This is a genomic window from Mycetocola tolaasinivorans (genome assembly GCF_003667565.1).
GTDB lineage: Bacteria > Actinomycetota > Actinomycetes > Actinomycetales > Microbacteriaceae > Mycetocola > Mycetocola tolaasinivorans.
Window position 1 is genome coordinate 194,426 of record NZ_RCUX01000007.1, and the last position, 19,634, is coordinate 214,059.

19 protein-coding genes, 1 tRNA gene and 1 pseudogene are annotated in these 19,634 nt (G+C 67.1%); 12 read left to right on the plus strand and 9 right to left on the minus strand.

The annotated features are described in order from the left end of the window. Window positions 1-17: 17 nt before the first annotated feature. Window positions 18-890, minus strand: a complete 873-nt coding sequence (locus D9V32_RS10720; RefSeq protein ID WP_121648893.1) for an exodeoxyribonuclease III — start codon at window positions 888-890, stop codon at window positions 18-20. A gap of 77 nt (window positions 891-967) precedes the next feature. On the opposite strand from D9V32_RS10720, the gene pyrE reads away from it, so the two are divergent. Together pyrE and D9V32_RS16580 are read left to right on the plus strand one after the other, a co-directional pair. Continuing rightward, entirely contained in the window at window positions 968-1,516 is a 549-nt protein-coding gene (gene pyrE, locus D9V32_RS10725) for an orotate phosphoribosyltransferase (RefSeq protein ID WP_121648894.1), read from the plus strand. Further along, window positions 1,516-4,491, plus strand: a complete 2,976-nt coding sequence (locus tag D9V32_RS16580) for a septum formation family protein (RefSeq protein WP_121648895.1) — start codon at window positions 1,516-1,518, stop codon at window positions 4,489-4,491. The genes pyrE and D9V32_RS16580 overlap by 1 nt, the downstream gene beginning before the upstream one ends. Before the next feature lie 77 nt (window positions 4,492-4,568). Here D9V32_RS16580 and D9V32_RS10735 read toward each other — a convergent pair whose 3' ends face one another. The 6 genes from D9V32_RS10735 to D9V32_RS10760 all read right to left on the minus strand — a co-directional run bounded on the left by D9V32_RS10735 (window position 4,569) and on the right by D9V32_RS10760 (window position 10,160). Continuing rightward, window positions 4,569-5,378: an HAD-IIA family hydrolase gene (locus D9V32_RS10735; protein ID WP_121648928.1), complete on the minus strand. Its 810-nt coding sequence runs from the start codon at window positions 5,376-5,378 to the stop codon at window positions 4,569-4,571. A 192-nt stretch (window positions 5,379-5,570) separates the two neighbouring features. Then, window positions 5,571-6,692, minus strand: coding sequence for an LPXTG cell wall anchor domain-containing protein (locus D9V32_RS10740; protein WP_121648896.1), 1,122 nt, complete (start codon window positions 6,690-6,692; stop codon window positions 5,571-5,573). A 100-nt stretch (window positions 6,693-6,792) separates the two neighbouring features. Then, the gene (locus D9V32_RS10745; protein ID WP_121648897.1) at window positions 6,793-7,458 is read right to left on the minus strand and encodes a metal-dependent transcriptional regulator; all 666 of its coding nucleotides are present in this window, start codon (window positions 7,456-7,458) and stop codon (window positions 6,793-6,795) included. Window positions 7,459-7,535: 77 nt separating this feature from the next. Further along, a complete protein-coding gene (locus tag D9V32_RS10750) occupies window positions 7,536-8,432 on the minus strand; it encodes a metal ABC transporter permease (RefSeq protein ID WP_121648898.1) in 897 nt (298 codons plus the stop codon). Between the two features lie 34 nt (window positions 8,433-8,466). Continuing rightward, window positions 8,467-9,249, minus strand: coding sequence for a metal ABC transporter ATP-binding protein (locus tag D9V32_RS10755; protein ID WP_183086273.1), 783 nt, complete (start codon window positions 9,247-9,249; stop codon window positions 8,467-8,469). Further along, window positions 9,246-10,160, minus strand: coding sequence for a metal ABC transporter solute-binding protein, Zn/Mn family (locus D9V32_RS10760; protein WP_121648899.1), 915 nt, complete (start codon window positions 10,158-10,160; stop codon window positions 9,246-9,248). The genes D9V32_RS10755 and D9V32_RS10760 overlap by 4 nt, the downstream gene beginning before the upstream one ends. Window positions 10,161-10,248: 88 nt before the next feature. Between D9V32_RS10760 and D9V32_RS10765 the strand changes: the two genes are divergently transcribed. Beyond that, on the plus strand, window positions 10,249-10,884 hold the full coding sequence (locus D9V32_RS10765; RefSeq protein WP_121648900.1) for a TrmH family RNA methyltransferase: 636 nt from the start codon (window positions 10,249-10,251) through the stop codon (window positions 10,882-10,884). Window positions 10,885-10,960: 76 nt separating this feature from the next. Here D9V32_RS10765 and D9V32_RS10770 read toward each other — a convergent pair whose 3' ends face one another. After that, window positions 10,961-11,338 carry an SdpI family protein gene (locus tag D9V32_RS10770; protein ID WP_121648901.1) on the minus strand — a complete coding sequence of 126 codons (378 nt, stop codon included), beginning with the start codon at window positions 11,336-11,338 and terminating at the stop codon, window positions 10,961-10,963. Between the two features lie 102 nt (window positions 11,339-11,440). Between D9V32_RS10770 and D9V32_RS10775 the strand changes: the two genes are divergently transcribed. The 3 genes from D9V32_RS10775 to D9V32_RS10785 all read left to right on the plus strand — a co-directional run bounded on the left by D9V32_RS10775 (window position 11,441) and on the right by D9V32_RS10785 (window position 15,077). Continuing rightward, the gene (locus tag D9V32_RS10775; RefSeq protein WP_121648902.1) at window positions 11,441-12,163 is read left to right on the plus strand and encodes an ABC transporter ATP-binding protein; all 723 of its coding nucleotides are present in this window, start codon (window positions 11,441-11,443) and stop codon (window positions 12,161-12,163) included. Beyond that, the gene (locus tag D9V32_RS10780; RefSeq protein WP_245982257.1) at window positions 12,160-14,370 is read left to right on the plus strand and encodes a YhgE/Pip domain-containing protein; all 2,211 of its coding nucleotides are present in this window, start codon (window positions 12,160-12,162) and stop codon (window positions 14,368-14,370) included. Before D9V32_RS10775 ends, D9V32_RS10780 begins: the two co-directional genes overlap by 4 nt. Before the next feature lie 110 nt (window positions 14,371-14,480). Further along, window positions 14,481-15,077 (plus strand): TetR/AcrR family transcriptional regulator, encoded by a 597-nt coding sequence (locus D9V32_RS10785; protein ID WP_121648904.1) that lies wholly within the window; start codon window positions 14,481-14,483, stop codon window positions 15,075-15,077. A 60-nt stretch (window positions 15,078-15,137) separates the two neighbouring features. On the opposite strand, the gene D9V32_RS10790 is transcribed toward D9V32_RS10785, so the two are convergent. Beyond that, window positions 15,138-16,334 (minus strand): LCP family protein, encoded by a 1,197-nt coding sequence (locus D9V32_RS10790; protein WP_183086274.1) that lies wholly within the window; start codon window positions 16,332-16,334, stop codon window positions 15,138-15,140. Between the two features lie 307 nt (window positions 16,335-16,641). On the opposite strand from D9V32_RS10790, the gene D9V32_RS10795 reads away from it, so the two are divergent. The 6 genes and pseudogenes from D9V32_RS10795 to D9V32_RS10820 form a co-directional block, all read left to right on the plus strand. Then, window positions 16,642-16,714 (plus strand) — tRNA-Trp (locus D9V32_RS10795). Further along, window positions 16,712-17,029, plus strand: a complete 318-nt coding sequence (gene secE / locus D9V32_RS10800) for a preprotein translocase subunit SecE (RefSeq protein WP_425462007.1) — start codon at window positions 16,712-16,714, stop codon at window positions 17,027-17,029. The genes D9V32_RS10795 and secE overlap by 3 nt, the downstream gene beginning before the upstream one ends. Window positions 17,030-17,112: 83 nt before the next feature. Beyond that, window positions 17,113-17,943 (plus strand): transcription termination/antitermination protein NusG, encoded by an 831-nt coding sequence (gene nusG, locus D9V32_RS10805; RefSeq protein ID WP_121648907.1) that lies wholly within the window; start codon window positions 17,113-17,115, stop codon window positions 17,941-17,943. 117 nt (window positions 17,944-18,060) lie between these two features. Further along, a complete protein-coding gene (locus tag D9V32_RS10810; RefSeq protein ID WP_121648908.1) occupies window positions 18,061-18,600 on the plus strand; it encodes a chloramphenicol phosphotransferase CPT family protein in 540 nt (179 codons plus the stop codon). 336 nt (window positions 18,601-18,936) lie between these two features. Next, the gene (locus tag D9V32_RS10815) at window positions 18,937-19,221 is read left to right on the plus strand and encodes a hypothetical protein (RefSeq protein WP_147440448.1); all 285 of its coding nucleotides are present in this window, start codon (window positions 18,937-18,939) and stop codon (window positions 19,219-19,221) included. 348 nt (window positions 19,222-19,569) lie between these two features. Next, a pseudogene (locus tag D9V32_RS10820) lies at window positions 19,570-19,634 on the plus strand (50S ribosomal protein L11); the annotation flags it as partial.

Below are 19,634 nucleotides of genomic sequence, written 5' to 3' on the forward strand. Positions count from 1 at the left end.
GGGCCGATATTTGTCGACTACCCAAAAATCATGGGCATATCGTCGTCCTCACCCTCGAGCTGGATGTCCACGACCACCGGAACGTGGTCACTCGGGCCGTCACCCTTGCGCTCATCGCGGTGGATCGACGCATCGGTTACCAGGTCGGCAAACGCGCGCGACGCCAGGATGAAGTCGATGCGCATGCCCTCATTGCGCGGGAAACGCAGCTGCGTGTAGTCCCAGAACGTGTACCCCTCGGGCACCAGGGGTCGCACCACATCGCTCAGTCCGGCCGCCTCAAAGGCGTGGAAAGCGGCACGCTCCTCGGGAGACACGTGGGTTGAGTTGCCCACGGAGAAGCTGGGGTCACCCATATCGCCGTCAAAGGGTGCCACGTTCCAGTCACCCATCAGGGCGAGCGGAAGATCGGGGTTCTCACTCAGCCAGCGCTCGGTATCCGCGCGCAGTGCCTCGAGCCAGGCCAGCTTGTAGTGCCAGTGCGGGTCATCCAGCCCGCGACCGTTCGGCACATAGAGACTGTAGAGACGCAGCCCATCAATCGTTGCGCCCAGGGCGCGTGCTTCGAGCGGATAGCCGAGGGCATCCGTCCCGGGAGCCTCGGGATCCAGCGGCACCGGCGCCTTCTTCGCAAAGCCCGGCATGCCGGCGAACTCGTGGGTGACCTCGCTCATCGGCAGGCGGCTCGCGATCGCGACACCGTTCCACTGATTCAGGCCGTGGATCTCAACCTCATAGCCGGCCGCCGTGAACGCCTCGATCGGGAACTGCGCGGGCTTGCACTTGATCTCCTGCATCGCCAGGACATCGATGTCCTCACGCACGAGCCAGTCCACCACCCGGTCGACGCGGGCACGGATCGAGTTGACATTCCAGGTGGCGATTCGCATACCTCCACCGTAGCGCCCCGCGTGCCGTCTGCGATCCCGCCGTGCGCCGAGTGTCGGCGCACCGTAAACTAGGCACCGTGACCGACGCACGTGAAAAACTCATCGAATTTATTAAGGCCGACGCCGTGTTCCACGGCGACTTCACGCTCACCAGCGGGAAGAAGGCTACCTACTATGTTGACCTTCGCCGGGTCAGCCTGGACCACCGGGTCGCCCCGCTGATCGGCCAGGTCATGCTCGACCTGATCGCCGACATCCCCGACGTGGTGGCTGTGGGCGGCCTCACCATGGGTGCCGACCCCATCGCATCCGCCGTGCTCCACCAGGGTGCCGCTCGCGGGGCGGGATATGACGCCTTTGTCGTGCGCAAGGAGCCCAAGGACCACGGCCGTGGTCGTCAGGTTGAGGGCCCGGATCTCGCCGGCAAGCGCGTCATCGTGCTGGAGGACACCTCCACCACCGGTGGATCGCCGCTCGTCGCCATCGAGGCCCTGAAGAAGGTGGGTGCTGAGATCGCCGGTGTCGCCGTGGTTGTTGACCGCAACACCGGTGCCAAGGAAATCATCGAGGCAGCGGGCTACCCCTACTACTCCGCCATCGGTCTGTCGGACCTGGGGCTCGAGTAGTGGCCGGGGACAACGGGGTCACCCCCGAGGGTACGGAGCCCGAGTCGCGGCCTGACACCCCCGCGGGTGACCCGTTGTTCCCTGACGACGCACCCGCTGCGTCTACCGAGGTGCCGGAGGAGTCCTCGGATCCCGAGCCGCTGGGCACCGAGTGGTTGATGGCGGAACTCGCCAACACCGACACCATCGAGCTCTCCAGCATCTACGATGCGCTCGAAGAAACCCCTCCCGTTGCCGAGCATGCGGACAGCGTGTATGACGCGCTTGTCCACGAGGCCGCCGAGGTACCGGAGGATTCTACGCCACCCACCGCGGTGTTCACGGCCGAAACCGGTTCGGAAGATCTGGCCGACGCCGACGCCGACGCCGAGGCTGACGCGGGTATTGCTGATGCTGAGGCGCTGAGCGTCGCCGATGTGCCGGACATCGAGGACGTTGCGCCCGCCCCCGCCCCCGCTCCCACGGGCTTCGACGATCTGATCTCGGTACCCACCGAGACCGCGGCGCTCATTCTGCCCGCCGCCGGCCATGCCTTCCCGCTGGGTGGTCTCACCGCCCCGACAGCAGAGCCCGAGGTGGCAGCGCAACTCGAGCCGGCAGCAGAGCCCGAGGTGGCAGCGCAACTCGAGCCGGCAGCAGAGCCCGAGCCGGCAGCAGAGCCCGAGCCTGCAGTGGAACTCGAGCCGGCAGCAGAGCCCGAGCCGATCGTAGAACCCGCGGCGGACGCGCTTCCCGCGGTTGACCCGGCAGCGGAACTCGAGGTTGAGGCGGAACCCGCTCCGGCAGCGGAGCCGGAGGAGTCGAAGGTCGAAGCGGTCCCCGCGGCTGAGCCAGCAGCGGAACTCGAGGGGGAAGCGATTCCCGAGGTCGAAAGCGTCGACATCTCCGACGGCATCACAGACGATCGCGCGGACGAGAGCGGCGAAAACTGGGATGAAACACACCTGGGTGCGGCCCCGATCCCCGTGATCCGTGCCGCGGACGCACCCCCACTCGCACATCGCGCCGACCTGCGTGCCGCCGCCGATGCCGCCGAGAGCGCGCGCGAGGTTGAGCGTGAACGTGAGCGACACGAGGCCGCCGAACGTGCGGCCCGGGCCGAGGCAGAGCGCGAAATTGCCGAGGCCGCGCACCTCGGTGAGAGCTCGCAGGAGCGTGATTTCCGAGACACCAATGCCTCCGCACTGCCGATCATCCGGCCCGACACCCCCTCGCCGTTTGTCACCCCGAACCCCACACCCGCGGTGAGCCCGGTGGCGAGCGAGGCGCCCGTCTTCAACTGGGGCCTCACCCCGAACGATCAGCTGGACCCGACCGTGCACGAGGCCGCCGCAGGGAGCGTACGTGAATCGGACCCCCCGGAAAAGTCCGCATTAAATACGAGCAGTGCCGCCTCTGGCGATGTTGTATCGGAATCGAGCGGTGAAGATCTCCTGAACGACGGCGAATCCGCCGAGTTTTCCGAACAAAATACGGAGGTCAAGCCCGATACCGAATCCGGTGCGGAGAACCCCGAGAACACTGTGCTCCTCGACCCCGCGGCCGCGCAGCCCGCGACGACCCTCCTCGACGTGCCCCCCGGCATCGCCGAGCCCAGTGTGCGCGACCTCGTCTCAAAGAGCGTGCGCGAACGCCGCGGCGACGATGACGATGCGTCGCTTGACGAGGCCGAGCCCCCGCTTGCGGCGGTGCCGGTAGTCCCGATCGAGGACACCCACACCGTTCCACTGGACCTCGCCCTGCTCGCAGAACTCATTCGCGATGAGGGCCCGCTGTCCGAGGACGGCGACACCGCCGGCACCAGCCTTACCGATGGGGTGACTCCCGAGGACGTCAACACGGACGAGGACGCCAACGCGGACGAGGAAACCGCCGCGGACGGCGAAGCCGATGCGGGCGGCGCACCAGCCGCCGAAGCCGAAACCGAGCTCGCCTTTGACCAGGCCGACGCCTCGGTGGCCGCGACGATCCTCCCGCCGCTGACCGGCGCGATCGAACTGCCTCCGCTCACCCAGGTGCTTCCCGCCGGTCGGGAGGACGAGCCCGTCGACCTCTCCGAGAGCGCGGCCTGGACCGTGGGAGAACCCGAGGGTATCTTCCCCGTGACCCTGATGGGCGAGACTCCGTTCGAAGCCGAAGCCGAAGCCGAAGCCGAAGCCGAAGCCGAAGCCGAAGCCGAAGCCGAAGCCGAAGCCGAAGCCGCCGCTTCGCTCGGTGCCCCGCGCTCGCCGGTATTCCCGGTATCGACGCCCGCCGCCGAAGGTTCCGCCGATCAGCCCCCGCTCTTTGCGACAACCCGCTTCCCGGCCAGCCAGCAGGCCCGCGCCGCGCAGGCCAACGATGCGCAGGCCCCCGCATCCGCGGTCCCTCCGCGCGCTCCCGGTGGTACCTCCATCGGTGCCCCCGGTGGCGGACGAGGGGGATCCGGGCGTCGAATCGGCCTGCTGGTCGGTATCGGTGCCGGATTCATCGCCCTCCTCGCGGTGCTCTTTACGCTGAGCATGACCGTGGGTGGGGGCTTCGCCCTGCCCACCGGCCCCGCCTCCAGCGCCGCCCCGACGCCTTCGGCTTCGGCGTCCGCGCCCGTCGGCACCCCCGCCCCGGACGCCACCGGCCCGCGCCCCTGGACGGCCCTGGTCGGCGGCGAGTGCCTCGCCCCCTTCACCGATGCCTGGGCAAACGAGTTCACCGCGGTCGACTGCACCGAACCGCACGCCGCGCAGCTGCTCAGCCCGGTGGCGATCAGCGCCGATGCCGCGGCAGAGTTCCCCGGTGAGGCGAGCATCGCCGCGGGCTCCGCCCTCGCCTGCTCCGCCCCGAGCCTGCTCGCCGCGGACGCCGTGACCGGCCTGCAGGTGCAGGCAACCTTCCCCGTCACCGCCGAGCAGTGGGCGGCCGGCCAGCGCAGCTACCTCTGCTTTGTCACCCGCGCAGACGGCCAGGACCTCACCGCGAGCGTGGTCCCCGCGAGCTAATCGCCCGCGCACCGCGAACGATGACGCCCCGCCGAGAATACTCGGCGGGGCGTCATCGTGTGGTCACAGCGAGGGGCTTACAGCTCCTCGAAGTTTTCGGTCTCGATCGGGGCCGGAGACAGCAGGTCCTTGACGCTGTTCAGGATTTCGTCCGGACGGAACGGGTAGCGGCCGATCTCCTCGTCATCGCTGATGCCGGTGAGGACGAGGACGGTGTGCAGACCCGCCTCGATACCCGCGACGATGTCGGTGTCCATGCGGTCACCGATCATGCCGGTGTTTTCCGAGTGGGCACCGATCTTGTTCAGCGCGGAGCGGAACATCATCGGGTTCGGCTTACCCACCACGTAGGGCTCAAAGCCGGTGGCCTTGGTGATCAGTGCGGTGATCGCGCCGGTCGCGGGCAGCGGGCCCTCACGGCTCGGGCCGGTGGCGTCGGGGTTGGTGGAGATGAATTTCGCGCCGCCGCTGATCAGGCGGATGGCCTTGGTGATCGCCTCGAACGAGTAGTTGCGGGTCTCGCCAACAACGACGTAGTCGGGGTTGGTTTCGGTCATGATGAATCCGGCCTCGTGCAGCGCGGTGGTGATGCCGGCCTCGCCGATCACAAACGCGGTGCCGCCCGGCTTCTGGCTCTTCAGGAAGGCTGCGGTGGCGAGTGCCGAGGTCCAGATGCGATCCTCGGGGACGTCGAGACCCGAGGAGCGCAGACGCGCACTCAGGTCGCGCGGGGTGAAGATGGAGTTGTTGGTGAGCACCAGGTAGGGCTTGCCCTCGTTGCGCCACTGCTCAAGCAGCTCAGCGGCTCCGGGGATCGCGCGGTTCTCGTGCACGAGAACGCCGTCCATGTCGGTCAGCCAACATTCGACTTCGGCGCGCTTCTGCATCATCGGTACTGCTCCCTCTGCTGTGTGAACGGGTCACTCCCAGTCTATGGGACCACGATGCCCGGCCGGGCTGCACGGATTCCCCGAAGCCGTGCCGTGTGGCGCGTCGGCACCGCAGAATAACGCGGCGCGCGGCCGAAACCCCTCCGTGGTGTCGGGGTGTCTCGGCCGCGCGGCGTGATCGGGGCGTGTCTATCGGGTTGAGCGTCCGCGGCGAGCGCCCAGAAGGCCCGCGCCGGCGAGCAGTGCGACGACTCCGAGGCCCAGGGCGAGCGGTGCGGAACTCGCGCCGGTGTGCGGCAGTGCGGGCTCGGCGGAGGGGTGCGGCTCAGCGGTTTCGGACGCCGAGGTCGTGGGCCCAGCGGTGCCCGTCGCGCTCGGGCTCGCGGTGGGGTCCGGTGAGATCTCAGGCGTTGCCGAAACGGAGACGGAGGGCGACGGCAATACCGGAGGCGTCGGCGAGGACGACACTGGCGGAGTGGGGGACGGCGATACGGGCGGAGTGGGGGACGGCGACACCGGCGGCGTCGGCGAACTCGAGGGTGAGGGGGAGACCGATACCGAGGGGGAGGCGGACGGGGATGGCGGGATTTCGGCGAGGGTCACCGCGCAGGCACGCGAGTTCGTGACGTGATCGTCCCCGGGCTCCCAGGTGCCGGGAAAGACGCCGTGGTGCCCGCCGGTGAATACCGCTTGCAAACCGGTGATCAGCTCGGTGCTCCCCACCCGGTCTTCGGGCACCGCGAGGTCAAACTCCACCACGCTGGTGGCATCATCCACGTCAATCAGCGGCGGCCAGGAGGGAACGGGCAGGCTGCCATCGGGCAGCGGGCGGGCATCCAGACTGTGAACCCACACCAGGTCGCCGGCATCGGTGACCGTGGCGGACTCGCCCTCGGAGGGGGCATTGTGGAGCAGCCGCTCGATCCCAAACTGCGATTCCGCGGGGTCGCTCGGCTCGCCGGACTCGATCGACTGCGTGAGACGTACGCTGCCGGGCACCACGGTGACGCCGGAGCCGAAGGTTACGGTGTTGGTACCGAAGCGAAACTCCTCGGGAATGGGGTCGTAAAACTCGGTGCCGTCCTCATCCTCGAAGGCGGCGGCCAGGGTGTTGGAGTCGATCATCGCCACCCGGAACAGCCGCGGGCCGGCCTCGGTCACGGTGAAGTTACGCAGGCCGCCCGACCACACGTCGCAGCGCACGGTGTCGGCGGCGGTGGCCGCGGTACCGGCCACCCCCAGGGCGATGGGGAAGGCGAGCGCGAGGGCGGTGGTGGCCACGATCGCGGGTATTCGGATACTGCGGGTCATGGGGGCTCTCCGAGGGGCGGGCACGGGTGCGCGAAACGCTGACGATTCGTAGCATAGCCCGCGGTGACCGCCGTGTACGGACCCCGTTCAGGGGGTGGGGTCAGCCCGCGTTTGCGACCCAGATCATCTCATCGGCCCCGATAGACAGCACGATGTTTGTGCCGTGTGCACGCAGCACCGGGGTCGGTGAGAGCGTGACCAGGGTGACCACGCTGCCCGGGCCGATACCGTGCTCGGCGAGCTGGCGCAGCATCTCGGGGTCGCGATCCCGAATGCGCACCACGGTGACCTCGCTGCCGGGTGCGCTGAGCGACAGGGTGTGCGCGTCCGGACGGGTGACCTCTCCGCTCGCGGTCGGGATGAGGTCGCCATGCGGATCGATCCGCGGGTCGCCCAGGCGAATCGCAATCGCATCCAGCAGCCGGTCACTCAGGGCGTGTTCGAGCACCTCGGCCTCATCGTGCACCTCATCCCAGGTGTACCCCATCTCGTTGACGAGCCAGGTTTCGATCAGCCGGTGGCGACGGATCACCGCGAGGGCGCGCAACCGGCCGGCATCGGTGAGGGTGATCGCGCCGTACTTCACGTGGTGGGCGAGGCCCGCCGCGGCAAGCTTCTTCACCATCTCGGTGACGGTCGAGGGGGCGAGCCCCAGGCGTGCGGCCAGCACCGAGGGGGTGATGGGGGCATCCTGCCACTCGGTAAACGAGTAGATCGTCTTGAGGTAGTCCTCGTGGGCGTCCTCATAGCGGGTGCTCAGCGGCATCGGGCTCTCCTAGGTGGCCCGCACCGGCATACGGGTCCGCCTCCAGGGTACCCGTCAACTGCTGCCGAGTGCCCGCGCTAGGCATCCATGGTCTGTGCGGCCCCGAGGCGCGAGGTGTGTGCCGCCCGGCGCGAGCGCAGGTGGGTCGGGCTTAGCCCGCCGCGCGGCCCCACCAGGAGCGCGAGCATAAACAGTGCGGCCTGGGTGAGCACCACCACGCCACCCACGGAGGCGTTGAGGTAGTACGCCGCGTAGACGCCCACGGTCGAGGACACCAGGGCGGAGAGCACGGCGATGGGCAGGATCCGCGCCATCCGGCCACTCACCAGCAGCGCGGTGGCCCCCGGAATGATGAGCATCGCCACGACCAGGATGATGCCCACCGTCTGCAGCGTGATGACCACCACGAGTGCCAGCACCAGCAGCAGGAGGAAGCGCAGGCGTCGCACCGGAATTCCCAGGGTGTGTGCCTGCACCGGATCGAACGCGAACAGGGTGAGGTCTCGCCGCTTGAGGAGCAGGATTCCGCCGCACAGGACACCCACCACGGCCACCAGCAGGAGGTCATTCACGCCCACGCCCAGGATGTTGCCAAACAGGATGTGATTGAGATCCACCTGGCTCGGGAACACCGAGTTCACCGCGATCCCCAGCGCAAACAGGCTCGTGAACACCACGCCGATCGTGGTGTCCGATTTCAGCGTGGTGCGTGACTGCAGGGCACCGATCAGGCCCACCGCCCCCGCGCCGAAGATAAACGCACCCAGGGCGAAGGGCACCCCGATGAGGTGGGCAAAGACGACCCCGGGAAACACCGCGTGCGAGACCGCATCGCCCATGAGCGACCAGCCGATCTGCACCAGCCAGCACGAGAGCAGTGCGCAGACGCTCGCCGAGATGAGGGTGGCGACCAGGGCGCGGGACATAAAGCCGTGACTGATGGGTTCGAGGAACCAGGTGAGGATGTCGGTCATGAGGGGTCTCCGGAAACGGTGTCGGCAGGGGTGATCACGGGGCCACCCCGAAGGTGAGTGCGAGGTTTTCGGGCAGCAGGGCGGTGGCCGGGTCGCCGTGGAACAGCACGCGGCGATTAAGCAGCAGCACCTCGTCACAGAGATCCGGGATGCCCGCGAGATCGTGGGTGGCGACGAGGAGGCTGCGCCCCTCATCGCGCAGCTCCTTGAGGACGCGGATGATGAGCGCCTGCGAGGTGGCATCCACCCCGCCGAAGGGCTCATCCAGCAGCAGCACGCGGGCGTCCTGCACGATGCCGCGGGCCACGAACGCGCGCTTGCGCTGCCCGCCCGAGAGCGCACCGATCGGGCGCTCGGCGAGCTCGGTCAGCCCCACCCGGGCGAGGGCGGCCTTCACGGCTGCGTGATCGGCGGCGCGGGGCCGACGGGTGAACCCGAGCCGGCCGTACCGCCCGAGCATCACCACCTCGCGCACGCTGATCGGGAAGTCGCGGTCGATCACCTCGGTCTGCGGCACAAACGCCACCAGGTTCTCTGCCCGCGCCCGGGCGCTCTCCCGGCCGAGGATGCGCACGGTTCCGCGCGCCCCCGGGATCGTGCCGATCAGGGCCGAGAACAGCGTCGACTTTCCCGACCCGTTCATACCCACGAGCCCCACAATGCTGCCCGCGGGCAGCTCCAGGTTGACCCCGGACAGCGCGATCACCGAACCGTAGGACACGTGGAGATCCCGCACCGAGATGGCTGCGAGGCCGGTGTCGGCGCTCGCCGCGGGGTTTACTGCCGCGCTCGCCGCGGGGCCTCCTGCCGCGCTCACGAGCCGAGCCCGTCGGCGATGAGGTCGAGATCGTGTCGGAGGAGGTCCAGATAGCTGCCCACCGGCGGGCCGTCCGAGAGCGAGTCAACAAAGAGGGGCCCGGCCAGGCGGGCACCGGTGGCCGCGGCGACCTCGCGCTGCGCCTTATCGCTCACGGTCGACTCGCAGAACACCGTCGGAACGCCGCGCTCGCGCACCCGGGCGATGAGGTCCGCCATCTGCTGCGGGGTGCCCTCGTTTTCCTGATTGACCGCCCAGAGGTAGCCCTCATCCAGTCCGGCGTCGCGGGCGAGGTAGCTGAACGCGCCCTCACAGGTGGCCAGGAACCGGTGCTCCTCGGGGATTCCGGCCAGGCGTTCCCGCAGCCCCGCGCCGATCTCGCCGATTTGGGCGGAGTAGGCGTCGGCGCGACGGGTGAACTCGGCGGCCTGTTCGGGCACCAGCTCGCCAAAGGCCCGGGCGATGTTTGCGACGTAGACCTGTCCGGCGGTGGGTGACATCCAGGCGTGCGGGTTGGGGGCACCCGCCTTATCGCCGACGGAGATCAGGATCGGGTCGATGCCTTCGCTCAGCACGACCCGGGGGATCCCCGCGGTGAACTGATCAAACCAGCCCTCGAGGGCGAAGCCGTTTTCCAGCAGCAGCGCGGCACCGGCGACGTTGCGAATATCGTGCGGGGTCGGCTCGTAGCCGTGCACCTCGGCACCGGGCTTGGTGATCGACTCCACGCGCACGTGATCGCCGGCCACTTCGCGCGCCATATCGGCGATCACGGTGAAGCTCGTGAGAACGAGCGGTTTGTCATCGGTCGAGGCGGTGCGGGGGCCGCCCTCGTCGAGGAGCGAGCAGCCGGAGAGTGAGAGCGCGGCCAGGGCGGTAAGCGCGGTGAGGCGGAGTCTGCGGAGGGTCATGGAGAAACCATAGCTTAACTTTTCGGTGCGCCGAAAACTCTTTTGTCTGGATGCCAAGAAACGTGCCGTGGGCGGCTACGCTGGAGGGATGACCGAGCCGCAGACCGCACCGACCCACGAACTCTCCACCGCGGGAGTTGGCCCCTGGGTGGGCGAGTGGCCGACCGAGGAGCACTACGACGCTGAGCTGCTTGAGCTCGGCGACACCCGCAACGTCATCGATCGCTACCGCTTCTGGAAGATGGACGCGATCATCGCCGACCTCGACGAGCACCGACACCCGTTCCACGTGGCCATCGAAAACTGGCAGCACGACATGAACATCGGCTCGATCGTGCGCAGTGCCAACGCATTCGGTGCCGACACCGTGCACATCGTGGGTCGCCGTCGCTGGAATAAGCGCGGTGCGATGGTTACCGATCGCTATCAGCACGTGATTCACCACGAATCCATCGAGGCGCTCGTCGAGTGGTGTGCGGCGCAGGAGCTGCCGATCATCGGCATCGATAACGTGCCCGGATCCGTGATTCTCGAGACCTTCGCGCTGCCGAAGCGCTGCCTGATGCTCTTTGGTCAGGAGGGTCCGGGTCTCTCACCCGAGGCGATCGCGGCCTCGGAGTCGGTGGTGGAGATCACCCAGTTCGGCTCCACCCGCTCGATCAATGCCTCGGCCGCTGCCGCCGTGACCATGCACGCCTGGGTCATGCAGCACGTAACCTTCTAGCGTCCGCACAGAAAAACACCCCGCCCTGAGCGGGGTGTTTTTCGTGGTCGCAGCGCGAAAGCTGTGGTCGGTTCGTCTAGATCAGGGTGCCCGTGTGGCCGGGGGTATCGCTGGCGGCGTTGGCGGCGCGGGTCGCGATGCCGATCGTGCCGACGAGCCAGGCGAGGCCCCAGACGGCGCCGCCGAGAATCACGAAGACGCCGGCGCTCGATGGGAGAAAGAGTGCGATCAGGCCGGCCGCAAGGATGCCCGCGCCGCCGATGACCGTGGGGGTCGCCACCGCGCGGTGGGCGGCGATCCAGGCGGCGTCCGATCGCATCGTGGCGGCGGTGCGCACGCCCATATAGGGGTTGCGCTTGAGGGTTCCGCGGGCGCCGCGCCGGCCCATCCAGATAACGAGGACCCCGGCGAGGGTCAGGGGCAATCCGGTCAGCAGTGACGTCACGATGTCCATACCGTCAACCCTATCGGGGTGGTTGGCCTGACCGGTTTGCAATTTTTGTACCGCCGAGTCTAAACTGACTAGTCAGTACAAAGAACGAGAAAGGTCACGGGTGTGACAACACTGCTTTCGGCGAGAGACCTCGCCCTCACCGCGGCTCGTGGAACCGTCTACGGCCCCCTCAATATTTCCCTCGATGCCCCCTTCGGCGTGGTCACCGGCTCACGCGGCAGCGGCAAGACCTGCCTGCTGCTCACCGCCGCCGGCCGCATGAAGCCGACCAATGGCGAAATCACCGTCCGCGGTGCCCGCGGACCCCGAGCCCTGCGCGCCCAGAGTGCGATCGCCGGTTTCGACGGGATCGACACCCTGGAGGAGGCCGTCACCGTGGGCGACGCCGTCACCGAGCGTGCCCGCTGGAACGCCCCCTGGTACGCCCGGGTGCGCCGCGCCGATGACGTGGCCGTCGTGCGAGCCCTCGCTCCCGCGTTTGGCACCCTCCCCGTGCCCGCCGCCAAGACGATGATCTGGGACCTCGATGAGGACACCAAGCTGATGCTGCGCATCGGGCTGGCGCTCATGGATGCCCCCTCGGTGCTCATCGTCGACGGTGTAGATCACGTGCACGATCTGCGCGCCCAGGCCGCCGTGCTGACCCGCCTCGGCGAGCTGGCCGCGAGCGGCATCGGCGTGCTGGTATCCGCCGCCGCCTTCGAGCCCGCCCTCTACGCGGGCGTTGGTGTCGCGGTAACCGAAATCCCCGTGCGCCCGGCCCCCGTGGACACCACGACCGCCGAAACAACCCCCACCCGCTCCCTCCAGGAGGAACTCGTATGATGTCGTTCGCGTCCGCGGGGACCGAACTCACCCGCTTCAAAAAGGGCACGCTGCCGAAGATCTCGCTGGTCGTGCTGCTGTTCATTCCGCTGATCTACGGCGCGCTCTACCTGTGGGCCTTCTGGGCCCCCACCGACGAGATGAAGAATCTCCCCGTCGCCATCGTGAATGAGGATCGCGGTGCCACCCTGGAGGACGGCACCCGCCTCGACGCGGGCACCAGGGTCGTGGACAAGGTGCTCGAGGGCGGTGACCTCAAGTGGAGCCGGGTGGATGCCGATACCGCTCGCAAGGGCGTATCCGATGGCACCTACTACTTCTCCGTGACCGTGCCCAAGGACTTCTCCGCCGCGGCAGCCTCGGTAGCCGACGAGACCCCCAAGCAGGCCAAGCTCGACGTCGAATTCAACGACGCCAACAACTTCCTCGCCTCGACCCTTGGCCAGAGCGCGATGACGCTGCTGCGCAACGCCGTGACCGAGCAGGTCAGCGCGCAGACCGCCAACACCATGCTCGTGGGGGTCAACACCCTCGCCGATGGGGTGCGACAGGCTGCCGACGGCGCCGGCACCCTCGCCGACGGTGCGCACACGCTGAACGATGGTGCCGGTGAGCTGGTGGTGGGCCTGAACAGCCTTGCCGACGGCTCGGGCAAGCTCTCCGATGGCGCGCACACGCTCGCAAACGGTACCGACACCCTCGGTGCCGGTACCAAGACCCTCGCCGACGGTATCGGCAAGGCCGCGACCGGCGCGGGTACCCTCGCCGGCGGCGCGCACACGCTCTCCGATGGGCTGGGCCAGCTCGCCGGTAAGACCCCGGCGCTCGGTGCCGGTGCCGCCGAGCTCCAGCTCAAGTCGAAGGACCTCCCCGCCCAGGCAAGCGCGCTGAACGATGGTGCCCAGGCGCTCTCGGATGGCGTGGGCGCGCTCCACGTTAACGCCGACAAGACCGCGCAGCTCGCCGCCGGTATTCAGCAGGCGCTGACCTCGGATGCCACGCAAAACCTGACCGTGGCCCAGCTGAACGCGATGCTTGCAGCCAACGGCATTCAGATGGAGAAGCTCACCGGTGCCACCGCGGGAATCTCCGCGGCCACCGCCGGGGATTCGAAGCTCGCCGCTGGTGCCTCCGGCCTGGCCGCCGGTACCGCGAAGCTCAGCGCGAGCGCTCCCGCCCTGCAGCAGGGCATCGGAACCCTCGCGGCCGGCGCGGCCGGCGTCAACGACGCCGTGCAGCAGCTCAGCGGCGGAGCGGGAACGCTCACCGCGGGTGCCGACACGCTCGCATCGAGCCTCAACGAGGCCGTGCCCGGAGCCAACAAGCTCGCCGATGGCGCACGGACCCTGAACACCGGTGCCCACACCCTCGCCTCCTCCAGCACCCAGCTCGCCGATGGCGCACGCACCGCCGCAGACGGTGGCGTCACCCTGACCGACGGCACCCAGAAGCTCGCCGATGGCAGCGGAGAACTCGCCGGGAAGCTGGGCGAGGGTGCCGAGAAGGCGCCCGATTACTCGACCGCTCGCATCGATCGCACCGCCGACGTTGTGGCTAACCCGGTGGCACTCGCCACCGCCAACGAGAACAAGGCCGCGAGCTTTGGTGAGGGCTTCGCGCCCTTCTTCATCGCCCTCGCCGCGTTCGTCGGCGCGCTGATCACCTGGCTGATCCTGCGCGCACTGCCCACCCGCGCCCTCGCCGGGCGCACCTCGGGCATGCGGGCCGCGCTCACCGGGTTCATCCCGGCCGCCGCGATCGGTCTCGGCCAGGTCGTGATCATGATGCTGGTACTCGTCTACGGAATCGGCCTGCAGCCGGTCTACTGGGTCGCCACCGCGGCGTTTATGTACCTGACCACCCTCGCATTCCTCGCGCTGCAGCAGATGTTCATCGTGCTGTTTGGGAGCGCCACGGGTCGCGTGGTGAGCCTCGTGCTGCTCATGCTGCAGCTCAGTTCCTCGGGTGGAACCTACCCGGTAGAAACCACGCCCGGTTTCTTCCAGGTGCTGCACCCGCTGATGCCTGCGACATACGTTGTGAACGGTTTGCGACAGCTTATTACCGGAGGCGTTGATGCCCGCTTCTGGATCGCGCTGGCCTATATGATCGGACTACTGCTGATCAGCTTCGCGATCTCGGCCTACGCGGCCGGCCGTCAGAAGGTCTGGACCATGAAGCGCCTGAGCCCAGAACTCGCGATCTAGTCTCACGATCGGTCGGTGCCGGGTAAAACCACCCGGCACCGATCGACCGGACGCCGCACCTGAGCATCGCGGCCCCGCCACCCCAGTTGCTCGCCCAGAAGGAGAACGTGATGAGCGCATCCGCCCCGGTCGCAGCACCGAAGGTCTCAAAGACCAAGCGGGCCATTCTGGACGCCGCCCTCGAGCTCTCCGCGCGCAGCGGCATCACCGGCACCACGATGGACGATGTCGCGCTCGAGGCCGGGGTGGCCAAGGGCAGCGTCTACTACAACTTCAGCTCGAAGGATCAGCTCTTCGAGGCCCTGTTGGATGACGGCCTGTGCCAGTTCCACACGTTCCTGGTTGAGGTTCGCGGCGAGCTCACCGGAGTGCGTGCGCTGCACGCGCTGATCGAGGGCACCCTCGACCGGGTTCGTGACAACCAGGCCATGGCGAAGCTCCTGGTGGCCGAGCTGTTCCGCACCGATCGGGTGTGGAAGGAGTCGCTGCAGCGGGTGCGCAGCCAGCTCATCGGCGTGTTTGCCGAGGCGCTTCGCGATATCGATGGCGGAGAGCTGCACGCCGCCGAGATTCGGGCGAGCGCCATCTTCGGTGCCGTGATCGTGGCCGGGCTTGAGTGGGTTGTGTTTGATCCCGAGCGCACGCGTGATGAGACGGTGGACGGGATCCTCAGCGTCTTCTCCGGCGCCTACAACATGGGGCACTAGCCGCGTAAACCACGGGCGCCCGGCCACCGATGATCTCGGTGGCCGGGCGCCTTTGCGTTGCTAGCGGGGAACGGTGCAGGTTTCCTGATCGGCGGTGATGCCGCGCACACCGGTCTGGATCACGGGTTCGGTGCCGCCGTCACCGGGTGCGCCCGGTGTTTCGCCGCCGGCCTCGGTAACCGGGGTCTCGGCCGGCGGGGTTGCCGCGTCGCTCGGGGCGTCGCTCGGCACTTCGATGGCACCCGGACCGAGTGTCGAGGTGTCCGGTGTGATCAGGCGGTCGGCCGCGATGTCGGCAAACAGGCGCTCCGCGGCGGCGCGCACGGGGACCACCTTCTGCGGGTAGCGGGGGTCCTCGGTGGTGCCGGGGAACTGGACGAACGCGACCGAGGTGAGGTCGAGCTTGCGCAGCACGTTTGCCATCTGAACGAGGGTTTCGGGCCGCGCCATGGTCGTGGAGAGGCGGGCCGAGGAGGTGATCACGTCGGCCAGCGCCAGCAGTTTGAAGGGGTTCGTGAGGGCGGAGTCGGTCTGTACCTTCCGCATCAGCGAGGACATGTACTGCTGCTGGGACGAAATGCGCGACAGGTCGCTGCCGTCACCGACTCCGTAGCGCGAGCGCAGGAATCCGAGGGCATCCGCGCCCTTGATCTCGACGATACCGGCGGGCAGATCCACGTGAGCCGCGGGGTCTCGCAGCGGTTTGGTGAGGCAGACCGGGACACCGCCGATGGCGTCGGTGATGCCGATAACCGCCTCAAACCCGACCTCGGCCGCGTAGCCGATCGAGAGCCCGGTGAGCTTCTCGGCGGTGGCCACCACGCAGGCGAGACCGCCGCGCCCGTGGGCGACGTTAAACGGTGCGCCGGTGCGCGGCGCGAAGGCGGTGCCCGCGGCATCGGTGCAGGCCGGATGATCCACGATGAGGTCGCGCGGGATACTCACCGCGGTGGCCCCGGAGTGGTCGGAGTTGACGTGCAGCAGGATGTTGACGTCGTTGAGGGTCGCATCGCGCGGCCCAAACGAGGTGTCCTGGTCGTCAGTATTGTCGACGCCAACAACGAGCAGGTTGAACCCGCCCGAGATCTCGCCGAGATCATCATTGGTGTCGTCGTCCGGGGTGATGTCCACGGCATTGTTCCCCACGCGCTGGAGCAGGTTCACGACGGTGAGCGCACTCGCGCCGGCCCCGATCAGGCCGAGTCCGAGAACGCCACAGAGCGAGATCACCGTGATGCGCTGCCACCCCCAGCGCACGTGTGCCGCATGCCGTGGTGGCAGCGGGGGGCGCGGGGTTGGAGCGGATGATGTGGGAGCGGGACTGTCCGGAAGCACACGTCATGTTTATCACGGTGGGCGTGCCGGGCGGTGCGCGCAGCCCAAAGCGACAGTGAAACGACCCTTCGTGTGGTGTCGACTTTACTTCGCGGCCCCGAGTCCCCTAGACTTGCGGAGTAGGAGAAACCTAACAAGCTTTTCTGCGCCCTTTTTCGCCGATTCGGCGAGTCGGGGTTTGGCACTGTAAGGTAGGTTTCAACATCCTGTGATCGACAATTCGATTCATAGGGCGGTGGCTCAATTGGTAGAGCAGCGGTCTCCAAAACCGCAGGTTGCAGGTTCGAGTCCTGTCCGCCCTGCGCGTCGGTGTCTTAGAAACACCGACACATGAAAGGTGTGAACACGTGGTCGCAAACGTAATCGACGAGCCCGGTGAGGAAATCGTCGCTGCTGCGAAGCAGGCGCGCGCCCAGAAGCGCGGACCGTTTGCCGGGATCATCCTCTTCCTCAAGCAGGTTATTGCCGAGCTGAAGAAGGTTGTCACCCCGACCCGCAAGGAACTCATCAACTTCACGCTCGTCGTGCTGGTGTTTGTTCTCATCATGATGGGCCTCGTATACGGCGTGGACATGCTGTTCGCGGCCCTGGTGAACTGGGTCTTCGGCGCTCCGTAGGCCCTCGCGATTTCGGATGGGTACCGTGCGCATCGCACCCTTCCCCTCCGTCAGGCGGCAACTTACGTAAGGAATGAGATCAGGTGTCAGAGAATCTGAACGAGAACGGCGTGACCGAGGCTGAGACCCCCGTCGTGGCTGCCCCGTCCGCTGAGGCCGAGGTCGTAGCCGACGAGGTTGCCGAAACCGCCGAGGTTGTCGAGGTTGAGGCCGCAGAGGCAGACGAGGCTGAGGCTGTTGACGCCGATGCTGACGTCGCCGAAGATGCTGAGGAAGACGCCGAGGCCGAGGCCGCCGTCGAGCTCGACCCCTACGAGGCTTTCCGCCTGGAGCTGCGTACGCAGCCGGGTAAGTGGTACGTCATTCACTCCTACGCCGGTTTTGAGCGCAAGGTGAAGGCCAACATCGAGCAGCGTAAGGGCACGCTCGATGTTGCCGAGTACATCTACCAGATTGAAGTCCCCATGGAAGACGTGGTGGAGATCAAGAATGGTCAGCGCAAGATGGTCACCCGCGTGCGTATCCCCGGATACGTGCTCGTCCGGATGGACCTCAACGAGGACAGCTGGTCGGTTGTTCGTCACACCCCGGGTGTGACCGGCTTCGTGGGCAACGCCCACAACCCGACCCCGCTGCGCTTCGAAGAGGCTTTCAACATGCTGAAGAGCCTGGTTGAGGTCGCAGAGGTTGCCGCCAGCAAGGCCGCGGGTAAGCCGGTTCAGAACCGCACCGTCACCGCTGAGATCGACTTCGAGATCGGCGAGACCATCACCATCAAGGAGGGTTCGTTCGCGGGCCTCCCGGGTTCGATCTCCGAGATCAAGCCGGAGAGCGGCAAGCTCACCGTTCTGGTTTCGCTGTTCGAGCGTGAGACTCCGGTCGAGCTGAGCTTCGACCAGGTCACCAAGCTTTAGTTTTTACCCTTCGAGGCCCCGTCACTTTCGCAGTGACGGGTCCTCGTTTGTGTGTGCGGCGAGTTCGGAGCGGCGGCTGTTAGCCTGGGCTGCACGCATCGCTACACTGGGGGACACATGGGCTTCGACGTCATCGTCATCAACGGGGGTTCGAGCTCTGGGAAGTCCACGCTCGTGCGCGCCCTGCAGGCGGCGCTTCCCAGCCCCTGGCTAAGCGTCAGCATTGATACGTTTGTCGACGCTCTCCCCGCGACGATGCGTGAGGGGAATACCGGCATCGACTTTGCACCGGATGGCGGTGTCTCCGTGGGCGCAGACTTCCGCCGCCTGGAGCGTGCCTGGACGCGGGGGATCGCCGAGATGGCCCGCGCCGGTGCCCCCATCATTCTGGATGATGTGTTTCTCTCCGGTGGTGAGTCTCAGGCCCGTCTGCTTGCGCAGCTTGAGGGGCTTCGCGTGCTCTGGGTGGGTGCGCACTGTTCTCCGGACACTGCGGAGGCTCGCGAGGCCACCCGCCCGGACCGAACCCCGGGTATGGCGGTGATGCAGGCCGAGCTGGTTCACCGAGGTGTCCGCTATGACCTCGATGTGGACACCGGGGCGCTTACCCCGGAGGCCGCTGCCCGCCTCATCGTGGAGCGCGTGATCGCGGCTTAGAACGGCGATCGGGCACTGCGGGCACGATGTCTTCTCGTGCCGGAGTGGTTTCTGTGCATGTAAAGGGCTGCCGCTGGCAAGTGCTGGGGCATCGAGGGCGAAGCCGTGGAATCCGCGGAGTCTCGGGATAGCCTGGCCGCAGTTCGAGGTGGTTCGCCGGATCAGGCACGCAGAACCTCGACGCAAAACGGAACCCGGGGGCCCAAAATGAACGCGAAGGTACTGAGTCGAGACGTGGCTACGACAGGGGTTCCGTACGTTGGGCTGACGCTTCCTAGCCGCATATTGAACACAGATATGTACATATTTAGGAGCCTAAACGGGTACCTTGGTGCCATGACTACCCCATTGGTTTTTGCCAGCAAGGACGCCGGTGAAGAACTTGCTCAGGTCCTCAAGCGCTTCCGCGCGGAGGGCATCTCCGCCGAGCCACTGATTTTCGGGGCTCACCGCAAGCCCGAAGCGGTCGTCATTCCGTACGAGCTCTACGTCGCGCTGCTGCCCGCGATCGAGGACGTCGAGATTGCCGCCCTGGTTCGTCAGCGTGAGGGCGCGGGGCAGGCCCAGCCGCTGAGTGATATTGCGGCCGGGCTGGGGCTGGACCCCGCACAGTTTCACTGATCGTGACGATGCCGCGACTGGAAGCCCTGCCGGGCTTCCAGGAAGACATTGACGCCCTGCCTGATCATCAGACGCGGGTGATGGCCATTCGGGTGGGACGGCTCTAGAGCGTCCAGGCCGAAGATCATGCGTTGACCGAGCCTGCGGACTCGCACGATCATCGTGGAGGTTACCGTGGAAAAGTCGCGAATTCCAGACTCGCGATCTGGGGCCTGATCGCGTAGACTTGATCGGGTTTGCGTCTTCTGACGCGTACCCCACAGGTTTTATACACCACCGCGGCCCTCCGGGTCGGCGGGAGAGCAGCGGGCAACCGCCCGTTACTCGATCACTAAAGAAGGAAATAACATGGCACCGAAGAAGAAGGTCACGGGTCTGATCAAGCTGCAGATCCAGGCTGGCGCCGCTAACCC

Excerpts from the sequence above, each read along its gene's own strand:
- D9V32_RS10745 (WP_121648897.1), bottom strand. The coding sequence starts at position 7,458 with ATGCCGCTGAGCACCCGCTATGAGGACGCCCACGAGGACTACCTCAAG.
- D9V32_RS10765 (WP_121648900.1), top strand. The coding sequence starts at position 10,249 with ATGACCGAGCCGCAGACCGCACCGACCCACGAACTCTCCACCGCGGGA.
- D9V32_RS10735 (WP_121648928.1), bottom strand. The coding sequence starts at position 5,378 with ATGCAGAAGCGCGCCGAAGTCGAATGTTGGCTGACCGACATGGACGGC.
- D9V32_RS10815 (WP_147440448.1), top strand. The coding sequence starts at position 18,937 with ATGACTACCCCATTGGTTTTTGCCAGCAAGGACGCCGGTGAAGAACTT.
- D9V32_RS10770 (WP_121648901.1), bottom strand. The coding sequence starts at position 11,338 with ATGGACATCGTGACGTCACTGCTGACCGGATTGCCCCTGACCCTCGCC.
- D9V32_RS10720 (WP_121648893.1), bottom strand. The coding sequence starts at position 890 with ATGCGAATCGCCACCTGGAATGTCAACTCGATCCGTGCCCGCGTCGAC.
- D9V32_RS10760 (WP_121648899.1), bottom strand. The coding sequence starts at position 10,160 with ATGACCCTCCGCAGACTCCGCCTCACCGCGCTTACCGCCCTGGCCGCG.
- D9V32_RS10810 (WP_121648908.1), top strand. The coding sequence starts at position 18,061 with ATGGGCTTCGACGTCATCGTCATCAACGGGGGTTCGAGCTCTGGGAAG.
- D9V32_RS10780 (WP_245982257.1), top strand. The coding sequence starts at position 12,160 with ATGATGTCGTTCGCGTCCGCGGGGACCGAACTCACCCGCTTCAAAAAG.
- D9V32_RS10785 (WP_121648904.1), top strand. The coding sequence starts at position 14,481 with ATGAGCGCATCCGCCCCGGTCGCAGCACCGAAGGTCTCAAAGACCAAG.
- D9V32_RS10750 (WP_121648898.1), bottom strand. The coding sequence starts at position 8,432 with ATGACCGACATCCTCACCTGGTTCCTCGAACCCATCAGTCACGGCTTT.
- D9V32_RS10740 (WP_121648896.1), bottom strand. The coding sequence starts at position 6,692 with ATGACCCGCAGTATCCGAATACCCGCGATCGTGGCCACCACCGCCCTC.